Consider the following 16,399-nt stretch of genomic DNA (forward strand, 5'->3'; position numbering starts at 1 on the left):
TTACTGCTGCTTAAATTTTTTGGAATGGTGATCGGCGCCAATAAATAAATACATCGCAGGCACCACAAAGAGTGTGAACAGCGTACCGATTGATAGTCCAGTGAAGATCACGATACCCATGGATTTACGCCCAGCAGCACCAGCACCTGAGGCAATCACCAAGGGCAATACGCCCAACACCATCGCGGCAGTTGTCATCAAGATAGGTCGCAAACGAACACTACTCGCCTCAACAATAGCGTCAAGCTTGCTACGACCGGCTTCTTGGAGCTCATTAGCAAACTCCACAATCAAAATACCGTGCTTACTAATTAGGCCCATCAAAGTAACCAAGCCCACCTGGGTGTAGACGTTTAAGGTCGTGAAACCCAAATTGATAAAGATTAGGGCACCGAATAAGGCCAGCGGCACAGAAACCAAAATCACAATCGGATCGCGGAAGCTTTCAAACTGTGCCGCTAGAACTAAGAACACAATCAGAATTGCGAAGAACATAGTGACTAAGAAGCCGCCAGACTCCGCCATAAATTGGCGGGAAGGTCCGGCGTAGTCCATGCTATATCCATTAGGCGCAACTTCTTTCAAAGTCTGACGCATGAACTCCAATAAATCAGCTTGCGAGATAAATGGAGTACTCACACCAGAGATCGTCGCAGAGTTTAATTGCTGGAAGTGATTAATAGACTGCGGTACTACTCTTTGCTTGATTGTTGCGATAGTGCGTGCCTGAACCATGGCGCCACTTGGAGTGCGAATATAGTAGTCCAAGATTTGGTCTGGGTTCAAACGGTCAACTTGTTTGACTTGTGGAATCACGCGGTAAGAGCGCCCAGCTACTGAGAAGTAATTAACGTAACCACCACCTAGTGCTGCAGAGAGTGCAGCACCAACTTGTTGCTGAGTCATACCTAGTGCCGCTACTTTTTCTCGATCAATTTCTAATACATCTTGTGGTTTATCAATTTTGAGATCGGAATCAACAAAGAAGAAGTTGCCACTACGTCGGGCTTTATCTAGCACTGCTTGCGAGACTTCATTTAACGCCGTATAAGATTCAGTCGTATTAATGACTACCTGTACTGGTAAGCCTTGCGCACCCGGTAAGGCGGGGAACTGAAAGGCTGCCACACGTGCACCTGCAATTGAGTTCCACTTCTGCTGCATATCCTCTTGGAACTTGGTTGCATTGCGATTGCGCTCACCCCAGTCCTTAAGCAAGATACCGCCAAAACTAGAAGTTGGACTCGTAATCTGAAATGCTTGCTCGTACTCTGGTTCTGCAGCGGCAATCGCATAGATTTGATCGGCATAAGTCTGCATTTGATTAACCGTACTATTAGGAGGTCCTGATGCCTGCATCAAAACAATCCCCTGGTCTTCTGTTGGCGCTAATTCTGCCCGCGCTGTTGCATACAAATAGGCAACGCCGCCCAGTAGAATGACGCCCATCACGATGATGACCTGCCAAGTGCTTAACAAATCACGCAAAGTTGTTTGATAGCTGTGATGTACCTTATCAAAAATGCGATCAATCTTTTGCACAAATGGTGAGGCCTCTTGCTCTTCGGTAAAAATTCTGGAGCACATCATAGGTGACAGCGTTAACGCAATTAATCCCGAGACGGCTACCGCACTAGCCAAGGTAAAGGCGAACTCAGTAAATAGTGCACCCGTAAGGCCGCCCTGGAAGCCAATGGGGATATATACCGCAATCAACACTACCGTCATCGCTAAAATAGGGCCGCCTAATTCACGGGCAGCAATTAAAGAAGCCTCTAGCGGAGATTTGCCCTCTTTCATATGTCGGTCAACGTTTTCTACCACGATGATCGCATCGTCCACGACCAGTCCAATAGCCAATACCAGCGCTAAAAGGGTGAGCAAGTTAATTGAATAACCTAGAACTTGCATCAGGAAAAAGGTGCCAATCAACGACAATGGCATTGCAATCACTGGCACAGCAACGGCACGAGCGCTACCCAAGAAGAGGTAGATCACCACAGTCACAATGACCAAAGCCTCTAATAAAGTAGAAACTACTTCGTCAATAGAGCTGGTAATAAATTTAGTTGAGTCATAAACAATCTTGCCAGTCATACCAATTGGCAATTGTTTCTGAATATCCGGCACCACATCACGTACACGCTGGGCTACATCCAATAGGTTGGCTTGGGGCGCAACCTTAATTGCAATGAAAACCGACTTCTTGCCGCTGAAGGCAACGTTAGTGTTGTAGTCCTCAGAGCCCAAAGTAACCGTAGCCACTTGATCTAAGTAAACAATGTTTACGCCATCTTTTTTAATGACCAACTTACGGAATTCTTCAAGCGTATGTAAATCGGTGCCAGCAACCAAGTCAACTGACACCATGTCACCCTTAGTGCTGCCAACTGCAGATAAGTAATTGTTGGCTGACATAGCGCTATAAACATCATCAGCGCCCACACCCAGACCAGCCATCTTCTCGCGATCCAGCCAGGCACGTAAGGCAAATTTTCGACCGCCAGTGATCTCCGCGTTTTGAACACCCTCGACAGAGTCCAGCTTTGGCTTTACAACACGCAGAAGATAATCGGTAATAGCATTGTTAGGAATTTCATCGCTGTAGAAACCCATGTACATCGCAGCAGTCGATTGGCCAACCTGTACTGTCAAAATAGGTTGCTGCGCCTGAGGTGGTAATTGATTCTTTACTGCACTAATTTGAGTCTGTATCTGCGTTAAAGCTGCATTGGAGTCGTAGTTCAACTTTAGCGTTGCAACAATAGTTGAAACCCCACTCACGCTGGCGGACGATAGGTAATCAATGCCCTGTGCCTGAGCTATAGAGGCCTCTAGGGGTTGGGTAATAAAGCCAGCAATTGTTTCAGGATCAGCGCCATAGTAGGCCGTAGTAATTGTCACAATCGCATTTTGCGTTTGCGGATATTGATTAACTGGCAAAGAACCAATCGCCTTCAAACCAAAAATCAATACCAGGGCGCTCACTACCATGGAGAGCACTGGCCTACGGATGAATACGTCAGTCCAATTCATCTGCTATTTATTCCTGCGGCTTTGGATCGGGTGAGTTTGCTGGCTGCACCTTATTATTAATAATCAGTGGCGTGCCATTCTTAAGCTTAAGCTGACCACTGGTAACAACTGTTGCACCTTCATCAACACCCTTCAAAATGGCTACTTGATCGCCACGAGTTAATCCGGTGGTGACAAACACCTGTTGCGCCTCAAGAGCGGGATTACCTTGCTTGTCTTTTTTACCAGTAGGTTTAGCAATAAAGACTGTTGATCCATAGGGGTTATAGGTCACAGCCGTCTGGGGTAAGGTCAAGTACTTCACTTGATCGCCCAGCTTGATATTCACATTAGCAAACATGCCTGGCAGAATTTTCTTATCTGGATTGGCAAGTTGCGCCTCAACCTGAATATTACGAGTATTGGTATCCACCTTTGGACTTACGGCTGTAATCTTGCCAGTGAAACTAGCGTCCTTAAATGCATCCGTTGTCACAACAACTTCTTGGCCAACCTGAATTTGCTCAGCATTATTTTGTGGCAAGTTGAAATCTACAAAAATTGGATCAAGCGTTTGCAATGTGAGCAGCTTATCGCCTGGATTAACGTACTGACCTGGATTAATCGACACAATACCAACACGCCCACTAAATGGGGCTTTGAGATTTTTCTTTGCTACTAATGCTGTTTGCTGCTCAACCTGCGCTTGCTTGGATTTTGAATCTGCGGCACTTGTGTCAAATACATTCTTACTAATGGCCTGTATCGCTAACTGCTGTCTATCACGCTCATTAATGACTTTGGCTAAATCAGACATTGCCTTTAGGGAGTTCAGCTGTGCAACGTCTGAAGCATCATTCAACTTAATTAGGAGTTCGCCTTCTTTAACGTCCTGACCAGACTTTACGGGCACCGTCTGCACCAAACCACCTAGCTCCGTACTGAGTTCAACGCCTCTAAATGCACGCACATTGCCCACACTGGTTAACTTTGGCTGCCATTCAGCGGTCGTAATGACTAGCGTAGAGACTGTTGCTGGCGGCAAACCCATGCCGGCAATGAAAGTCTTAATCATGAACGTCTTCAGCTGATTGAAGGCGAAGATTAAACCCAATAATAAAAATACCCCGCAAAGCATGATGGTCATGCGACGTTGCAGTGGCTCCATTGCCATTAACTTTTCGTGCGCCTTAGTAGTCCGCCACTTTTGACCCATGCGTGACCAAAAGGCTTTTACTTTTGCCCAAAGAGCAATCACTCTCTCACGCAATTTCCATTCAATGGTCTTGCGCTGCATCCATGCCCATAGGGCAAGAATCAAGAGAATGAGCTTGTTCTTAATTTTTTCCAGAAGTTTCATTTTGATCTTTGTTCGCTATGTCTTTTGGTTTAAATGCAGGGCCTTCACGATTCCACCAGCCACCGCCGAGCGCTGCAAATAAAGCTGCCGTATCCGAGAAGCGGGTTGCTTGTGCTGCAACGGATTTCACTTTTGCTTGTTGATACTGATTTTGGTAATAAAGAACTGCCAGATAACTTGCTGTACCAAGCTTATATTGCTGCTGCACTAAATCTAAAGTCTCATATGCATAACGCTCAGCATCAGATGCTGCCTTGAGTGCTTGGGCACCAGTCTCGAGTGCGCGCAATGCGTTTGCCACCTCCTGGAATGCACTTAAGACTGTTGCTTGGTATTGAAATGCTGCTAACTCATAGTTGGCAATCGCACCGCGACGCTGTGCCAATAAAGCGCCACCCTGAAACAGTGGCTGCAAGATTCCACCACCAAGAGTCCATAGAGCAGAGTTCGGCCCAAATAATCCATTCGAAGTTAATGCAGCAGCGCCAATCGATCCAGTGATATTAAATTGCGGTAATAAGTTTGCTGTTGCAACACCCACAAAAGCATTCTGCGCCTTTAACTGGGCTTCGGCAGCGCGGACATCAGGACGTTGGCGTACCAAGCTAGATGGAACGGATAGAGGTAACTTTTCTGGCAATTGTAAATTTGCAAGGTCAAACTTAGCGATGTTGGCATTGCTTGGAATCTCACCTACCAATACCGCCAATTGATTGCGGGCAAAGGCGAGATTTCTTTCATAGTTAAATAGGTCTACTTGAGAATTGGATACCAAGGTTCGCTGTGAAGTGACATCGACCTTAGAAACCGTACCGATAGCCAACTGCTTTTCAGTCACTTCGGCAAGATTGGTTTGGGCTTTCAAAATCTCTTCTGTGGCCTGCATCTGCGCTCGTAGCGCAGCTTCCTTAACAGCGCTCGTCACTACGTTAGCAGTAAGCGAAAGATAGGCGCCCTCTAACTGAAACTGCGCAACCTCTGCTTGAGCTCGAGCACCTTCAACCGCTCTACGAGCCCCACCAAAGACATCTAACCTATACGATACATTGACTGTAGCGTTATAAAGATTATAGGTATCAGACCCATAATTCATGCCATAAATGGCTGATGGCTGTTTCTGCCTGATTGCATTTGCACCAACCCCAATTGCCGGAAAATATTGGCTACCAATTTGTGCATTGACATTTTCTTGAGCGGCGCGCAGTGCCGCATCAGCAGCACCTAAATTCGGATTCTGCTCAAGCGCTCTTTTAATAAGTGCGTCGAGTTCAGGAGATTTATAGAGCTCCCACCATTGCGCTTCAATATCAGCGCCTTCAACAAACTCTTGATCACTACCCCCAGGGACTCCAGGTGCAGTGGCCAACTTTTTGGATAAGGAGGTTTCTGTATAAGAGGAGGTCTTTGGTGCTTCAGGTTGCTTGAAGTCTGGCCCAACTGCGCACGCAGAAAGTAACCCTGCACAAATTAGCACAAGCAAATGCGAACGGAGAAGCGGGAGCGTCGACAGAAACATGGGTTGCAACAAATATCCTCTTTTACTAGAGTTATTTGAACACAGAAATGCAATCAGGGCTTCGTAAAGCCCTGATTTATCTACTGAATTTTGTCCACAACTTGAGGTGAATGTCAAACGAATGAAAAATTATTCGACGGTAACGCTCTTTGCTAAATTTCTAGGCTTATCAACGTCTGTGCCACGTGCGCAGGCGGTGTGATAGGCCAATAGCTGCAAAGGAACTACGTGCAATATCGGCGAGAGGTTGCCATAGTGCTCGGGCAGCTTAATGACATTGATGCCATCACTGGTTGAGATATTGGTATCTTGATCAGCAAATACATAAAGTTTGCCGCCACGTGCTTTTACTTCTTGCATATTGGATTTCAGCTTTTCCAATAAAACATCATTAGGAGCAACGGTAACCACCGGCATCTTATCTGTTACTAAAGCAAGCGGTCCATGCTTTAACTCACCAGCCGGATAAGCCTCAGCATGAATATAAGAGATCTCTTTTAACTTTAATGCGCCCTCTAGCGCAATTGGATAGTGCATTCCACGACCTAGGAATAACGCATTTTCACATTTAGAAAAAGCATCGCTCCAAGCAATGATTTGCGGCTCAAGGGCAAGGACAGCATGAAGTGCTTTTGGTAGGTGACGTAATTCACGCAGTAGCTCTTTTTCTTTTTCAGAGGAAATTCTGCCATTGCGTTTTGCAACAGAAACTGCCAAAAGATAAAGCGCTAAAAGCTGCGTAGTAAATGCTTTGGTTGAGGCAACGCCAATTTCAGCGCCAGCCTTAGTCAAGAAATGCCAATCAGTCTCGCGAACCATGGCGCTACTCGCCACGTTACAGATTGCTAAGGTGTATTGATGACCTAAGCTCTTGGCATGACGTAATGCTGCGAGAGTATCTGCCGTCTCTCCAGATTGCGAAACCACAACAATCAAAGTTTTAGGATTGGGTACAGTGGTGCGATAACGATACTCACTTGCAATTTCTACTTGCGTTGGAATACCGGCAATATCTTCTAACCAATATTTAGCAACGCATGCAGAGTAGTAACTGGTACCGCAGGCCAAAATTAAAATTTGATCAAATGCTTTCCAGCCCTCTGGGTTAGCCTCGAATAGCTCTGGACCAAAATCAGTGATGTTGGCGAGTGTGTCGCCGATTGCTCTAGGCTGCTCAAAAATCTCTTTTTGCATGTAGTGCTGATAGGGGCCCAGATCAACTGAATCGGCCTGTGCCGGCATAGGCTTAAGCTCTCTTTGAGCAGATTTGCCCGCTTGATCAATCACTGCAATGCCATCTGCCTTAAGAATAGCAACATCGCCTTCTTCCAAATACATCATGGAATGAGCGCGCCCCGCCAAAGCTAAAGCATCAGATGCTAAGAAGTGTTCATGATCACCAATAGCAACAACCAAGGGAGATCCAACACGCGCGCCTACTAAGGTGCTTGGATTATCTTGCGCGATAACGCCAATAGCGTATGCACCATGCAATTTGGGAAGCACTGCTCTTACCGATGCCGCAATATCCTTCTGACCACTAGCCATATATTGCTGGTGAATTAAATGAGCAATGACTTCAGTATCTGTTTCAGAGGTAAATACATATCCAGCAGCTTTTAAATCTGAGCGGAGAACTTCATAGTTTTCAATAATGCCGTTATGAACAACAGCAACTAAATCATTGGAAGTATGTGGGTGTGCATTTTGTGTATCTGGCTTGCCATGGGTGGCCCAACGTGTATGGGCAATACCTAATGTACCGACAAAATCTTTGCCTTGTTCACCCAACTCTGAAACACGTGCAGTAGTTCGAGCTCTTTCAATGGTGTGCTTTGCATCATCGCCATTAATCACCGCAAAACCACAAGAGTCATAGCCACGGTATTCTAGGCGGCGTAAGCCCTCAACCAAAACATCAACAATATTCTTATGGGAGGCAGCGCCAACAATACCGCACATTATTTTTTACCCTTTGCGGATTTCTTGACTGCTTTCTTCACTACCTTCTTCGCGATTTTCTTTGCTACAGTTTTTTTAGCAGCAATCTTTTTCACTGCCGCCTTCTTTATTGGTTTCTTTTCTTGCTTTACAGGACGCTGCCACTGGAAAGAAATTTGCTTTGCCCTTGATACAGTCAGCTGATTTGCTGGCGCATCTTTAGTAAGGGTTGTACCCGCACCCAATGTAGCACCACGACCTACGCGCACCGGCGCAACTAACTGTGTATCAGAGCCAATGAAAACATCATCTTCAATAATAGTTTGGTGCTTGTTCACGCCATCGTAGTTACATGTAATGGTGCCGGCACCAATGTTGACCCTTGACCCAACAATGGAGTCACCAACATAAGCCAAGTGATTTGCTTTGCTATTGGCAGCAATTTTGCTGTTCTTCACCTCTACGAAATTACCAATATGCACGTCATTTGATAAATCAGCGCCAGGACGCAAACGAGCATAGGGGCCAATGACTGATTGATTGCCAACTTTTGCGCCATCGACATGGCTGTAAGCATGAATGGCGACACCCTTGCCAATTACGCTATTGCGAATAACACAATACGGGCCAATTTTTGTTCCGGCATCCAAGGTTACACAACCTTCAAATACGCAACCGACATCAATCGATACATCAGTACCGCACTCTAAGGTGCCACGGACATCAATACGTGCAGGATCTGCAAGCGATACACCTGCATCCATTAATTGGTTGGCAATATTAAGTTGATGCACGCGCTCTAGCGCTGCCAATTGATCGCGACTATTGACACCCACGGTTTCAAATTCATCATCAGCCTGAGTTGTACGAATAGGAACGCCATCTTTGACTGCCATAGCAATCACATCAGTTAAGTAATACTCACCTTGGGCATTACTTGCACGCAAAGCTTTCAACCATTTCCTTAATGAGTTGGTTGGCAACACCATGATGCCGGTGTTAATTTCTTGAATTGCTTTTTGAGCAGGCGTCGCATCCTTTTCTTCAACGATCTGCGCTACAGAACCATCGGCATCGCGCACGATACGACCATACCCGGTCGGATTGGCGAGATTTTGCGTAAGGAGTGCAAGGGCGCTATCTTGGCCGCGAACACCATCAGCTAACTTTGCTAATTTAGTCAGAGTCTTTTTTGTAGTGAGGGGTACATCGCCATACAAAACTAAGGTTGGCTCTTGAGTATCTAATTTAGGTAAAGCCTGCAGGAGTGCATGACCCGTTCCCTTTTGCTCAGCTTGCAGTGCAGTTACCACTTTCCCAAAACTGGGGTTTTCTTTAATGGCATCAGCCAAGAATATTTTGACGTCTGCTGCGCCATGACCAACTACTACAACAGGGCCAGATTTGGCTTTCTTATCTTGCAGTGAAAGAGCTGTATTGAGAACGTGTTGTAGCAGGGGTTTGCCTGCCAAAGTTTGCAGGACCTTGGGCAGAGCGGATTTCATCCGCTTTCCTTGCCCAGCAGCCAAAATAACGATATTCATAGAGAGGGATTATAAGTCCCCTGAATCACTGTTCCACAGGCTAATTCGTCTAATTCAGCCTCATCAATTGCCCTATCGCCAGATGATCTAGCGGCAATACCGGCTAACTCTGTAGAAATCTCAAGGTTTTTGAAATCGAAGGCCTCTCGATCCATCAAATGGGATGGAACGATGTGATGCATTGAGCGGAACAAATTCTCCACCCGACCTGGATGTTTCTTTTCCCACTCGCGCAGCATTTCTTTCATCACTTGGCGCTGGAGATTGGGCTGACTGCCACATAAATCACAAGGAATGATGGGGAAGTTCATGTCTGCCGCATAACGCTCAAGCAACTTCTCAGGTACATAAGCTAAAGGACGAATCACAATATGCTTGCCATCGTCAGAGCGTAACTTTGGCGGCATCCCCTTGAGCTTGCCCGCATAAAACATATTGAGCATCAAGGTTTCTAAAATATCGTCACGGTGATGACCCAAGGCAATCTTGGTAGCACCCAATTCATCTGCTACGCGATACAAAATGCCACGACGCAAACGTGAACACAATCCACAGGTAGTTTTACCCTCAGGAATCACGCGCTTCACAATGCTGTAGGTATCTTGCTCTTCGATGTGGTACTGAACGCCTAAGCTCTTTAAATAATTGGGCAATATTTCTGCAGGGAAATTTGGCTGCTTCTGATCTAAGTTCACTGCAATAATTTCAAAATGAATCGGCGCACGTTCACGCAACTTCATCAGAATATCGAGCATGGCATAACTATCTTTTCCGCCCGATACGCACACCATCACCTTGTCACCATCTTCAATCATGCCAAAGTCGCCAATAGCCTGACCCACCAAGCGACAGAGTTTTTTCTCTAGCTTGTTTTCTTCGAAGACAACTTTACGAATATCGCCCATCAGTTTTCTTTTCTAATTCTTTTTTTAGCGCATAAGGCCTTAATCTACCACTTCATCCAGCTGATCGCCCATAATGAACGGTAACATCCCGACTAGCCATTAAAACTACTTTTCTTTGCTGGATTAGGGGCATTGAACTAGGGTTCAATTAAATTCTCTTAGACTAGCGAGCTATGGATATTACCTTGACCAGCTTTGAAGCAGAGCATAGCGCTCTTTTAAAGGGCAAAATAGCCTCCCAAATCGCTTCAGAGGGCGGCTGGATGGCATTCTCTCGCTATATGGAGATGGCCTTATATGAGCCTGGAATGGGCTATTACAGCGCTGGAGCCCACAAACTTGGCGCAGGTGGCGACTTCACTACCGCCCCAGAATTAAGCCCCCTATTTGGCGCAGCTATTTGCTCTACCCTATTGCCCGTTCTTGAGGGGCTCAGAGAGAAGGGTCTACCCACTCAAATTTTAGAATTTGGCGCCGGCACTGGCAAATTAGCTACTTCCATACTGACTCGTCTCAATGATCTCGGCTTTCATTTGGATCTGTACGACATCATTGAAATTTCTCCAGATCTAGCTCAACGTCAACAAGAAAGAATTGGTGAAACGCTCAAGCAACTCAGTCTCGACACTCAATGTAGCTGGCTTACTCAATTGCCAGAAAATTTTAACGGCATCATCTTGGCAAATGAAGTGATTGATGCCATTCCATGCGATGCCATCATTTATCAAAATGGATTTTGGTATTGGTACGGTGTTGCATTTGTAAATGACAAACTCCTTTGGAAAGCAGGTTTGCCAGTAGAGCAAAAATTGCTTCCCGAATGCCTTCTTAGTGGCAACTTCTCAGAAGGATATGTCACCGAAATACACGCACCAGCAAATGCATGGATGCAACAAGTTGCTAAGCATTTAGATACTGGGCTGTTCCTCACGTTTGACTATGGATTTCCTGAGAGCGAGTACTACCACCCACAAAGGCTTGAAGGCACCCTCATGGCCCATCATCGCCATCACGCTATTCAAGATCCATTTCATTTGCCAGGTCTTTGTGATTTAACAACTCACGTGGAGTGGTCACAAATAGCTCGCAGTGCACTGACTCAAAATGTAGATGATGTTTATCTCACCAATCAGGCCGCCTACTTACTTGATGCGGGTATTGGTGATATTGCGTTAGAGATTGGCGATCCGAGTAATCCAGAAACCTTTCTACCGATTTCTAACTCTCTGCAAAAGCTATTATCTGAGGCAGAGATGGGTGAACTTTTTAAAGCTTTTGCATTCTCGAAAAAATTAGATGACCTGCTACCAGGCTATGTACTAGAAGATCTACCTGGATTGCGCGGTAGGAATAGGCTCTAGCCATTAACTAATTAAGCCTCTAGGGCTTTAGTGACCGCAGCTAATCTGGCGACCTCAAATGCGATACCGATACGCTCGCCATTAGATCGGTCTTCTGCTGCGACGCCAGAAATGATTTCTGCAGTATTAATTGCTTGCGCGTTTCGCATTGCATTCATTAATGTTGAAACATTTAACTCCAGTTTTTCTGCAAGATTCAAAATTGCTTGCGCTCGATCTGGCTTACGCCAGACATCTGCGCGGTTGAACCAATTCAAAACATCTACGGCTCCATAAGAGATGTCGCGATAAATATTGATTAACACCCTGAGGTCACTAAATATTTCACAGAAATCTCTAACATCAATTGGCATACGAACACACTCTGCCCATGAACGAATTTCACTTGCGGACAAATTCATCAAGGTAATTGCGCAGCGCTCTTCTAGACCATTGCCGACCAAAGAAAAACGTGAGATCAATTCATCACGGAATAGCTCCTCAGATAGCTTGGTAGCTAATTCAGTCGGCAATATAGTTCTAGCTGCACCAGTATTTAATAGGACTTGAAATAGGTGCATAGGCTTGGAAGCAACCAAGCCCCTGGCCAACTCCTGCCAAATACGTTCTGCTGATAAAGCATTTAACTCACCCGACTGAACAATCGCCTTTAAGGCGATCAATGTTTCATTGGCAACACTAAATTCTGGGAAGCGTGCAGCAAAGCGAGCGATTCTGAGTAGTCGCAATGGATCTTCTGCAAATGCATCTGACACATGACGAAATACTTTGGCAGCCAAATCTTCTTGACCATTGAAAGGATCAATAATGGGGCCAAATTGTTTGCCGTCAGCGCCCACTTCTTGCGCCATCGCGTTGATTGTTAAATCACGGCGCTCTAAATCTTGTTCTAGGGTGACGGAAGGATCAGCATAAAAATGAAAGCCTTTATAGCCCTTACCAGTCTTACGCTCAGTACGTGCAAGCGCATATTCTGCCTGTGTCTCTGGATGCAAAAACACTGGGAAATCTTTACCCACAGGCCGAAAGCCTTTGGCTAGCATCTCTTCTACGCTGGAGCCCACCACTACATAATCAATATCGTGCACGGGTAAGTCCATGAGGGTATCTCTAATGGCCCCTCCCACTGCGTAGATTTTCATTACTGCATGCCCTCAAGGCTGCGACGACTCATTTTGAATACTTCCATCAACGCATCAATGCCATTTACTGGCAAGGTATTTGGCAATTGCATGGAAGCAATATTGTCACGCGACATCAATGTTGGGCCTGGCAAAAATTCGAATGCCAATGCTTGTAAATAACCCACAAAGGCAGGCACGGGAATAATGGCACAAGAGGTTTTGGCCTTACGTGCAGCAAACTCAACAATCTCTTGCATGGTGTAAACCGTTGGGCCCACTAAGTCATAAGACTGATGAATGGTCTGGGGCATTGCAAGAGACTTAACAAATGCAGATGCAACATCATCCACGCTCACTGGCTGGAACTGCGCTTGATGATTTGCCAAAGGCATTGCTGGTAACAACTTTATCAATTTAGAAAACAGGTTAATAAATTGATCTTGAGCACCAAAGATGACTGAAGGCCTAAAGATAGTCCAATCTAAATTGCTTGCTTTCACTGCAACCTCGCCATCACCCTTGCTACGCTGATACATTGAGGGGCCATGAGAGTCGGCACCTAATGCGCTCATATGTAAGTAGCGCTTTAAGCCATGCAACTGCATCGCAGTAATAATATTTTTAGGAAGCTCTACATGCGCAGCCTTAAATACCTCCCCATAAGGCTTGGCCGGCTTATCGTGTAATACCCCAACTAAATTAATCACAGCGCCATTTGGCTTAATGCGGCCACAAAGACTCTGTAGCTCATCAAACTCGTGAACATCAGCCTCCTCTATATGGACTTTAGGCAACATGCGTAATTCACGCGCGGCAGACAAATGGCCGGTAGGTACCAATACGGAATAACCTGCTAGCTGAAGTTGCGCGGCAATTACTCGCCCCACAAATCCATTGCCACCGATCAGAAGAATGTCATATTTCATGGAAAGCTTTCTTTGCTTTGCGTAGCGATTAGTAGTTTAAGGAAGCTCGGATTGAGTTGCAGCCTTTGGTGTAATGACACCTAAGCGTTGTTTTAAGGATTGTGTCTGGCCGCTCATCACTGATGAATAGTAATTTGCATTTGAGAGCACATTCTTCACGTAGACACGCGTCTCGGTAAATGGAATAGTTTCAGCAAAAATTGCACCTTCAGTAGGGCCGGATAATTTTTCACGCCAAGCCTTTGATCGAGAAGGGCCTGCGTTATAGGCTGCAGAGGCCAAAACCCAAGAGCCATCCAGATCAATAAGAACCATATTCAAATAATTACTACCCAAGGTCAGGTTGGTGCTGGTATCGCTCAACTTGTCATTGGTGTAATTTGTCATTCCAATTTTCTTAGCCACATACTTTGCTGTATTCGGCATCACCTGCATTAATCCAGACGCGCCCACAGAAGAGGCGGCATTCATGATGAAGCGCGACTCTTGACGGATCAGTCCGTAAGCCCAAGCAAGATTTAAATCAATTTGTCTTGCAATTGGAGATAACTCTTCTTTGTATGGAGTTGGATAGCGCAAGCTAAAGTCATGTTCTTGCTTTGTACGATCGGCGGTATTGACAACACGGTCATATAAATTGACTCGCTTTGCATACTCTGCCGCAGCCAATAATTGCTTATCGGTCATGTTGCGTAATTCCCAATTCCACTCGCGATTACCTTCAAAGCGAAGATTCATGGCATACAAGCGCTCGCCGCGAATAAAGCCCTTGCGGCTCGCCATAGCATCAATCTCTTGGTCGGTCACTTTCGTTTTAGTTGGCGCACTATTGGATTTACCCAATTCTTCGCGTGCAAGCTGTCCATAAAAGTTATATTGATCTGCAATCATTTCAAAGCTGTCTTTAGCTTTTGCATCCTGACCTTCGGCCTTGAGTGCGCGGCCATACCAATAAGTCCATGCAGGATCTTTGGTACGAACCGCTGGGTTCATGCCATCAATCGCATTTTTAACCAGGGCCCAATCTTTGGCGCGCAAGCCTGCACGCACCTTCCATTCTTGCGACTCAACCGAAAGCAGTTCGTTGTAGCCCAGCTCTTGCTGCAAGCGATATGCATCATCTGCATTGGGATCTAATTTCTTGGCTAAAAATTGTCCAATCACGCCCCATGCAACAGCTTGATTTTCTTTGCTGTAGCGAGATGCGTTTTGAGAAAAATCACGATAGGCTTTGGATGGATCAGCCTTTGCAGCTTTCACAATATCCCCAATTGGATCTTCGCCACCAAGACGACGGGCCATGGTGTCGTACCCTCTCTCGCTAGCGGCACGACCAATGGCCTTAGCCTCACTGGGAGACATGCCACCAGCAGCAACCAATGAGGGAACCAATTCTTGGCAGGCCTGACCGAAATAACTTGGATCCAATAACACCGCTCGTGAATCAATCGCTAATTTAGTTGGGTTCTCACCTTGAGATAATTTGGATAACAAGGAGTAGCACTTCACTTGGGTATCGTCATCCAACACAAACTTCGCATACTCCACATCAAAGCGCGCCCAGTCTTTGCGTTTACCCAAAACCAAAAGCCAATCATTGCGCATGCGGTCAGCCAATGCAGTACCTTGGTATTGGTTTAAGAATGCAACTACCTGAGCATCTGCGCCGTAGTCATTGCGTGCACCACCGGCACTATCAAATAATTGCGGCTTGATGCGGAAGTAGGCTACATAGTCATCAAATGGGTAGTTGGCCAAATTGGATGAAAGTTGCTGAGTACGAAATACATCATTCTTTTTGGCAGCCTCGCGCAAATCAATGAACATCCGATCGGTATCAGTAATTTCAGCAGGGGCGGCCTTACTTTCATAAGACTTTGGTAAAGCGGTTTTTTTCGGCTTTTCTGCAAAAGATGTGGAGGCGCCTAGGGCTAGGCCCAAAACCAGGATTTTGGCCCACTGCAGGTATTTGCTATTCACTATTACAGACTTCATTATTGCGATCTAACCCTATCTTTATTTACAAGGCTCAAGCCCTGTAGCACTTGATTACTATATCCTTTAATTTTCGCCTGATAATGGTCGATATGCACGGTAATTCACCAAAATCTCTTCGCCAAGATTTATTAAAACAACGCAAAGAATTTGCTTCTGGGGATGGCTATGCCGTAGCGCAAGCCAGCTTGATTGCAGGTCTTCATCATTTTTTGGCCAATCAAGGCAAATCCATTCACGCAATTGCGCTTTATTGGCCCATTCAGGATGAAATTGATTTACGTCCAGCTTTATTAAACTGGGTAAAGAACAATGCTCAGCGTTGCTTAGCGCTGCCCTATGCGCGCCCAGACAAACATCTGAATTTTTATGAATGGCAAGAAGGGGATGCCTTAATTCCAAGCGCACATGGCATTCCTGAGCCCAACCCAGAAAATACTGCAAGATCCCAGCTGATTCCCGACTGCATCCTCATTCCCTGCGTAGGCTGGTCTAGCTCTATTGCTAATAACAAGAAGCATTATTGGCGCTTGGGATACGGCGGCGGGTATTTTGATCGAACCCTAGCCCAGATCCGAAAAGACAACCCAAACCTCATTTGTATGGGGATTGGGTTTGATTGGCAACAGTTGGATGATTCTCAGTGGGCGGCTCAAACTCATGATGAGCCTTTAGATTTACTCCTAACGGAGTCTGGTTTACTTAGCTAAGT

General features: G+C 45.7%; 11 protein-coding genes. 2 read left to right on the forward strand and 9 right to left on the reverse strand.

Features of this window, described 5'->3' with window-relative positions; genetic code table 11:
* The 6 genes from ICN20_RS03685 to ttcA form a co-directional block, all read right to left on the reverse strand.
* Window positions 1–3,036, reverse strand: coding sequence for an efflux RND transporter permease subunit (locus ICN20_RS03685; protein ID WP_216238154.1), 3,036 nt, complete (start codon window positions 3,034–3,036; stop codon window positions 1–3).
* 7 nt (window positions 3,037–3,043) lie between these two features.
* On the reverse strand, window positions 3,044–4,183 hold the full coding sequence (locus ICN20_RS03690) for an efflux RND transporter periplasmic adaptor subunit (RefSeq protein ID WP_216240203.1): 1,140 nt from the start codon (window positions 4,181–4,183) through the stop codon (window positions 3,044–3,046).
* Window positions 4,184–4,352: 169 nt separating this feature from the next.
* Window positions 4,353–5,849: an efflux transporter outer membrane subunit gene (locus ICN20_RS03695; protein ID WP_370624522.1), complete on the reverse strand. Its 1,497-nt coding sequence runs from the start codon at window positions 5,847–5,849 to the stop codon at window positions 4,353–4,355.
* Window positions 5,850–6,020: 171 nt separating this feature from the next.
* Window positions 6,021–7,853, reverse strand: a complete 1,833-nt coding sequence (gene glmS / locus ICN20_RS03700) for a glutamine--fructose-6-phosphate transaminase (isomerizing) (RefSeq protein WP_216238155.1) — start codon at window positions 7,851–7,853, stop codon at window positions 6,021–6,023.
* Entirely contained in the window at window positions 7,853–9,376 is a 1,524-nt protein-coding gene (glmU, locus tag ICN20_RS03705; RefSeq protein WP_216238156.1) for a bifunctional UDP-N-acetylglucosamine diphosphorylase/glucosamine-1-phosphate N-acetyltransferase GlmU, read from the reverse strand. The genes glmS and glmU overlap by 1 nt, the downstream gene beginning before the upstream one ends.
* Window positions 9,373–10,281: a tRNA 2-thiocytidine(32) synthetase TtcA gene (ttcA, locus tag ICN20_RS03710; RefSeq protein ID WP_216238157.1), complete on the reverse strand. Its 909-nt coding sequence runs from the start codon at window positions 10,279–10,281 to the stop codon at window positions 9,373–9,375. Before ttcA ends, glmU begins: the two co-directional genes overlap by 4 nt.
* 173 nt (window positions 10,282–10,454) lie before the next feature.
* On the opposite strand from ttcA, the gene ICN20_RS03715 reads away from it, so the two are divergent.
* Window positions 10,455–11,642, forward strand: a complete 1,188-nt coding sequence (locus ICN20_RS03715) for a class I SAM-dependent methyltransferase (protein ID WP_216238158.1) — start codon at window positions 10,455–10,457, stop codon at window positions 11,640–11,642.
* Between the two features lie 11 nt (window positions 11,643–11,653).
* Here the strand turns inward: ICN20_RS03715 and ICN20_RS03720 are convergent, their stop codons facing one another.
* Genes ICN20_RS03720 through ICN20_RS03730 form a run of 3 tightly spaced genes read right to left on the reverse strand, consistent with a single transcriptional unit; the run spans window position 11,654 to window position 15,687 of the window.
* The gene (locus ICN20_RS03720) at window positions 11,654–12,784 is read right to left on the reverse strand and encodes a polynucleotide adenylyltransferase (RefSeq protein ID WP_216238159.1); all 1,131 of its coding nucleotides are present in this window, start codon (window positions 12,782–12,784) and stop codon (window positions 11,654–11,656) included.
* Complete coding sequence (locus ICN20_RS03725) at window positions 12,784–13,692, reverse strand: complex I NDUFA9 subunit family protein (protein WP_216238160.1); 909 nt, start codon at window positions 13,690–13,692, stop codon at window positions 12,784–12,786. The genes ICN20_RS03720 and ICN20_RS03725 overlap by 1 nt, the downstream gene beginning before the upstream one ends.
* A 36-nt stretch (window positions 13,693–13,728) precedes the next feature.
* A complete protein-coding gene (locus ICN20_RS03730; protein WP_255534633.1) occupies window positions 13,729–15,687 on the reverse strand; it encodes a lytic transglycosylase domain-containing protein in 1,959 nt (652 codons plus the stop codon).
* Between the two features lie 92 nt (window positions 15,688–15,779).
* Between ICN20_RS03730 and ICN20_RS03735 the strand changes: the two genes are divergently transcribed.
* Complete coding sequence (locus ICN20_RS03735; RefSeq protein ID WP_255534635.1) at window positions 15,780–16,397, forward strand: 5-formyltetrahydrofolate cyclo-ligase; 618 nt, start codon at window positions 15,780–15,782, stop codon at window positions 16,395–16,397.
* Window positions 16,398–16,399 lie beyond the last annotated feature (2 nt).

Source organism: Polynucleobacter sp. JS-Polo-80-F4, assembly GCF_018881965.1.
In the GTDB taxonomy this organism is placed as follows: Bacteria; Pseudomonadota; Gammaproteobacteria; order Burkholderiales; family Burkholderiaceae; genus Polynucleobacter.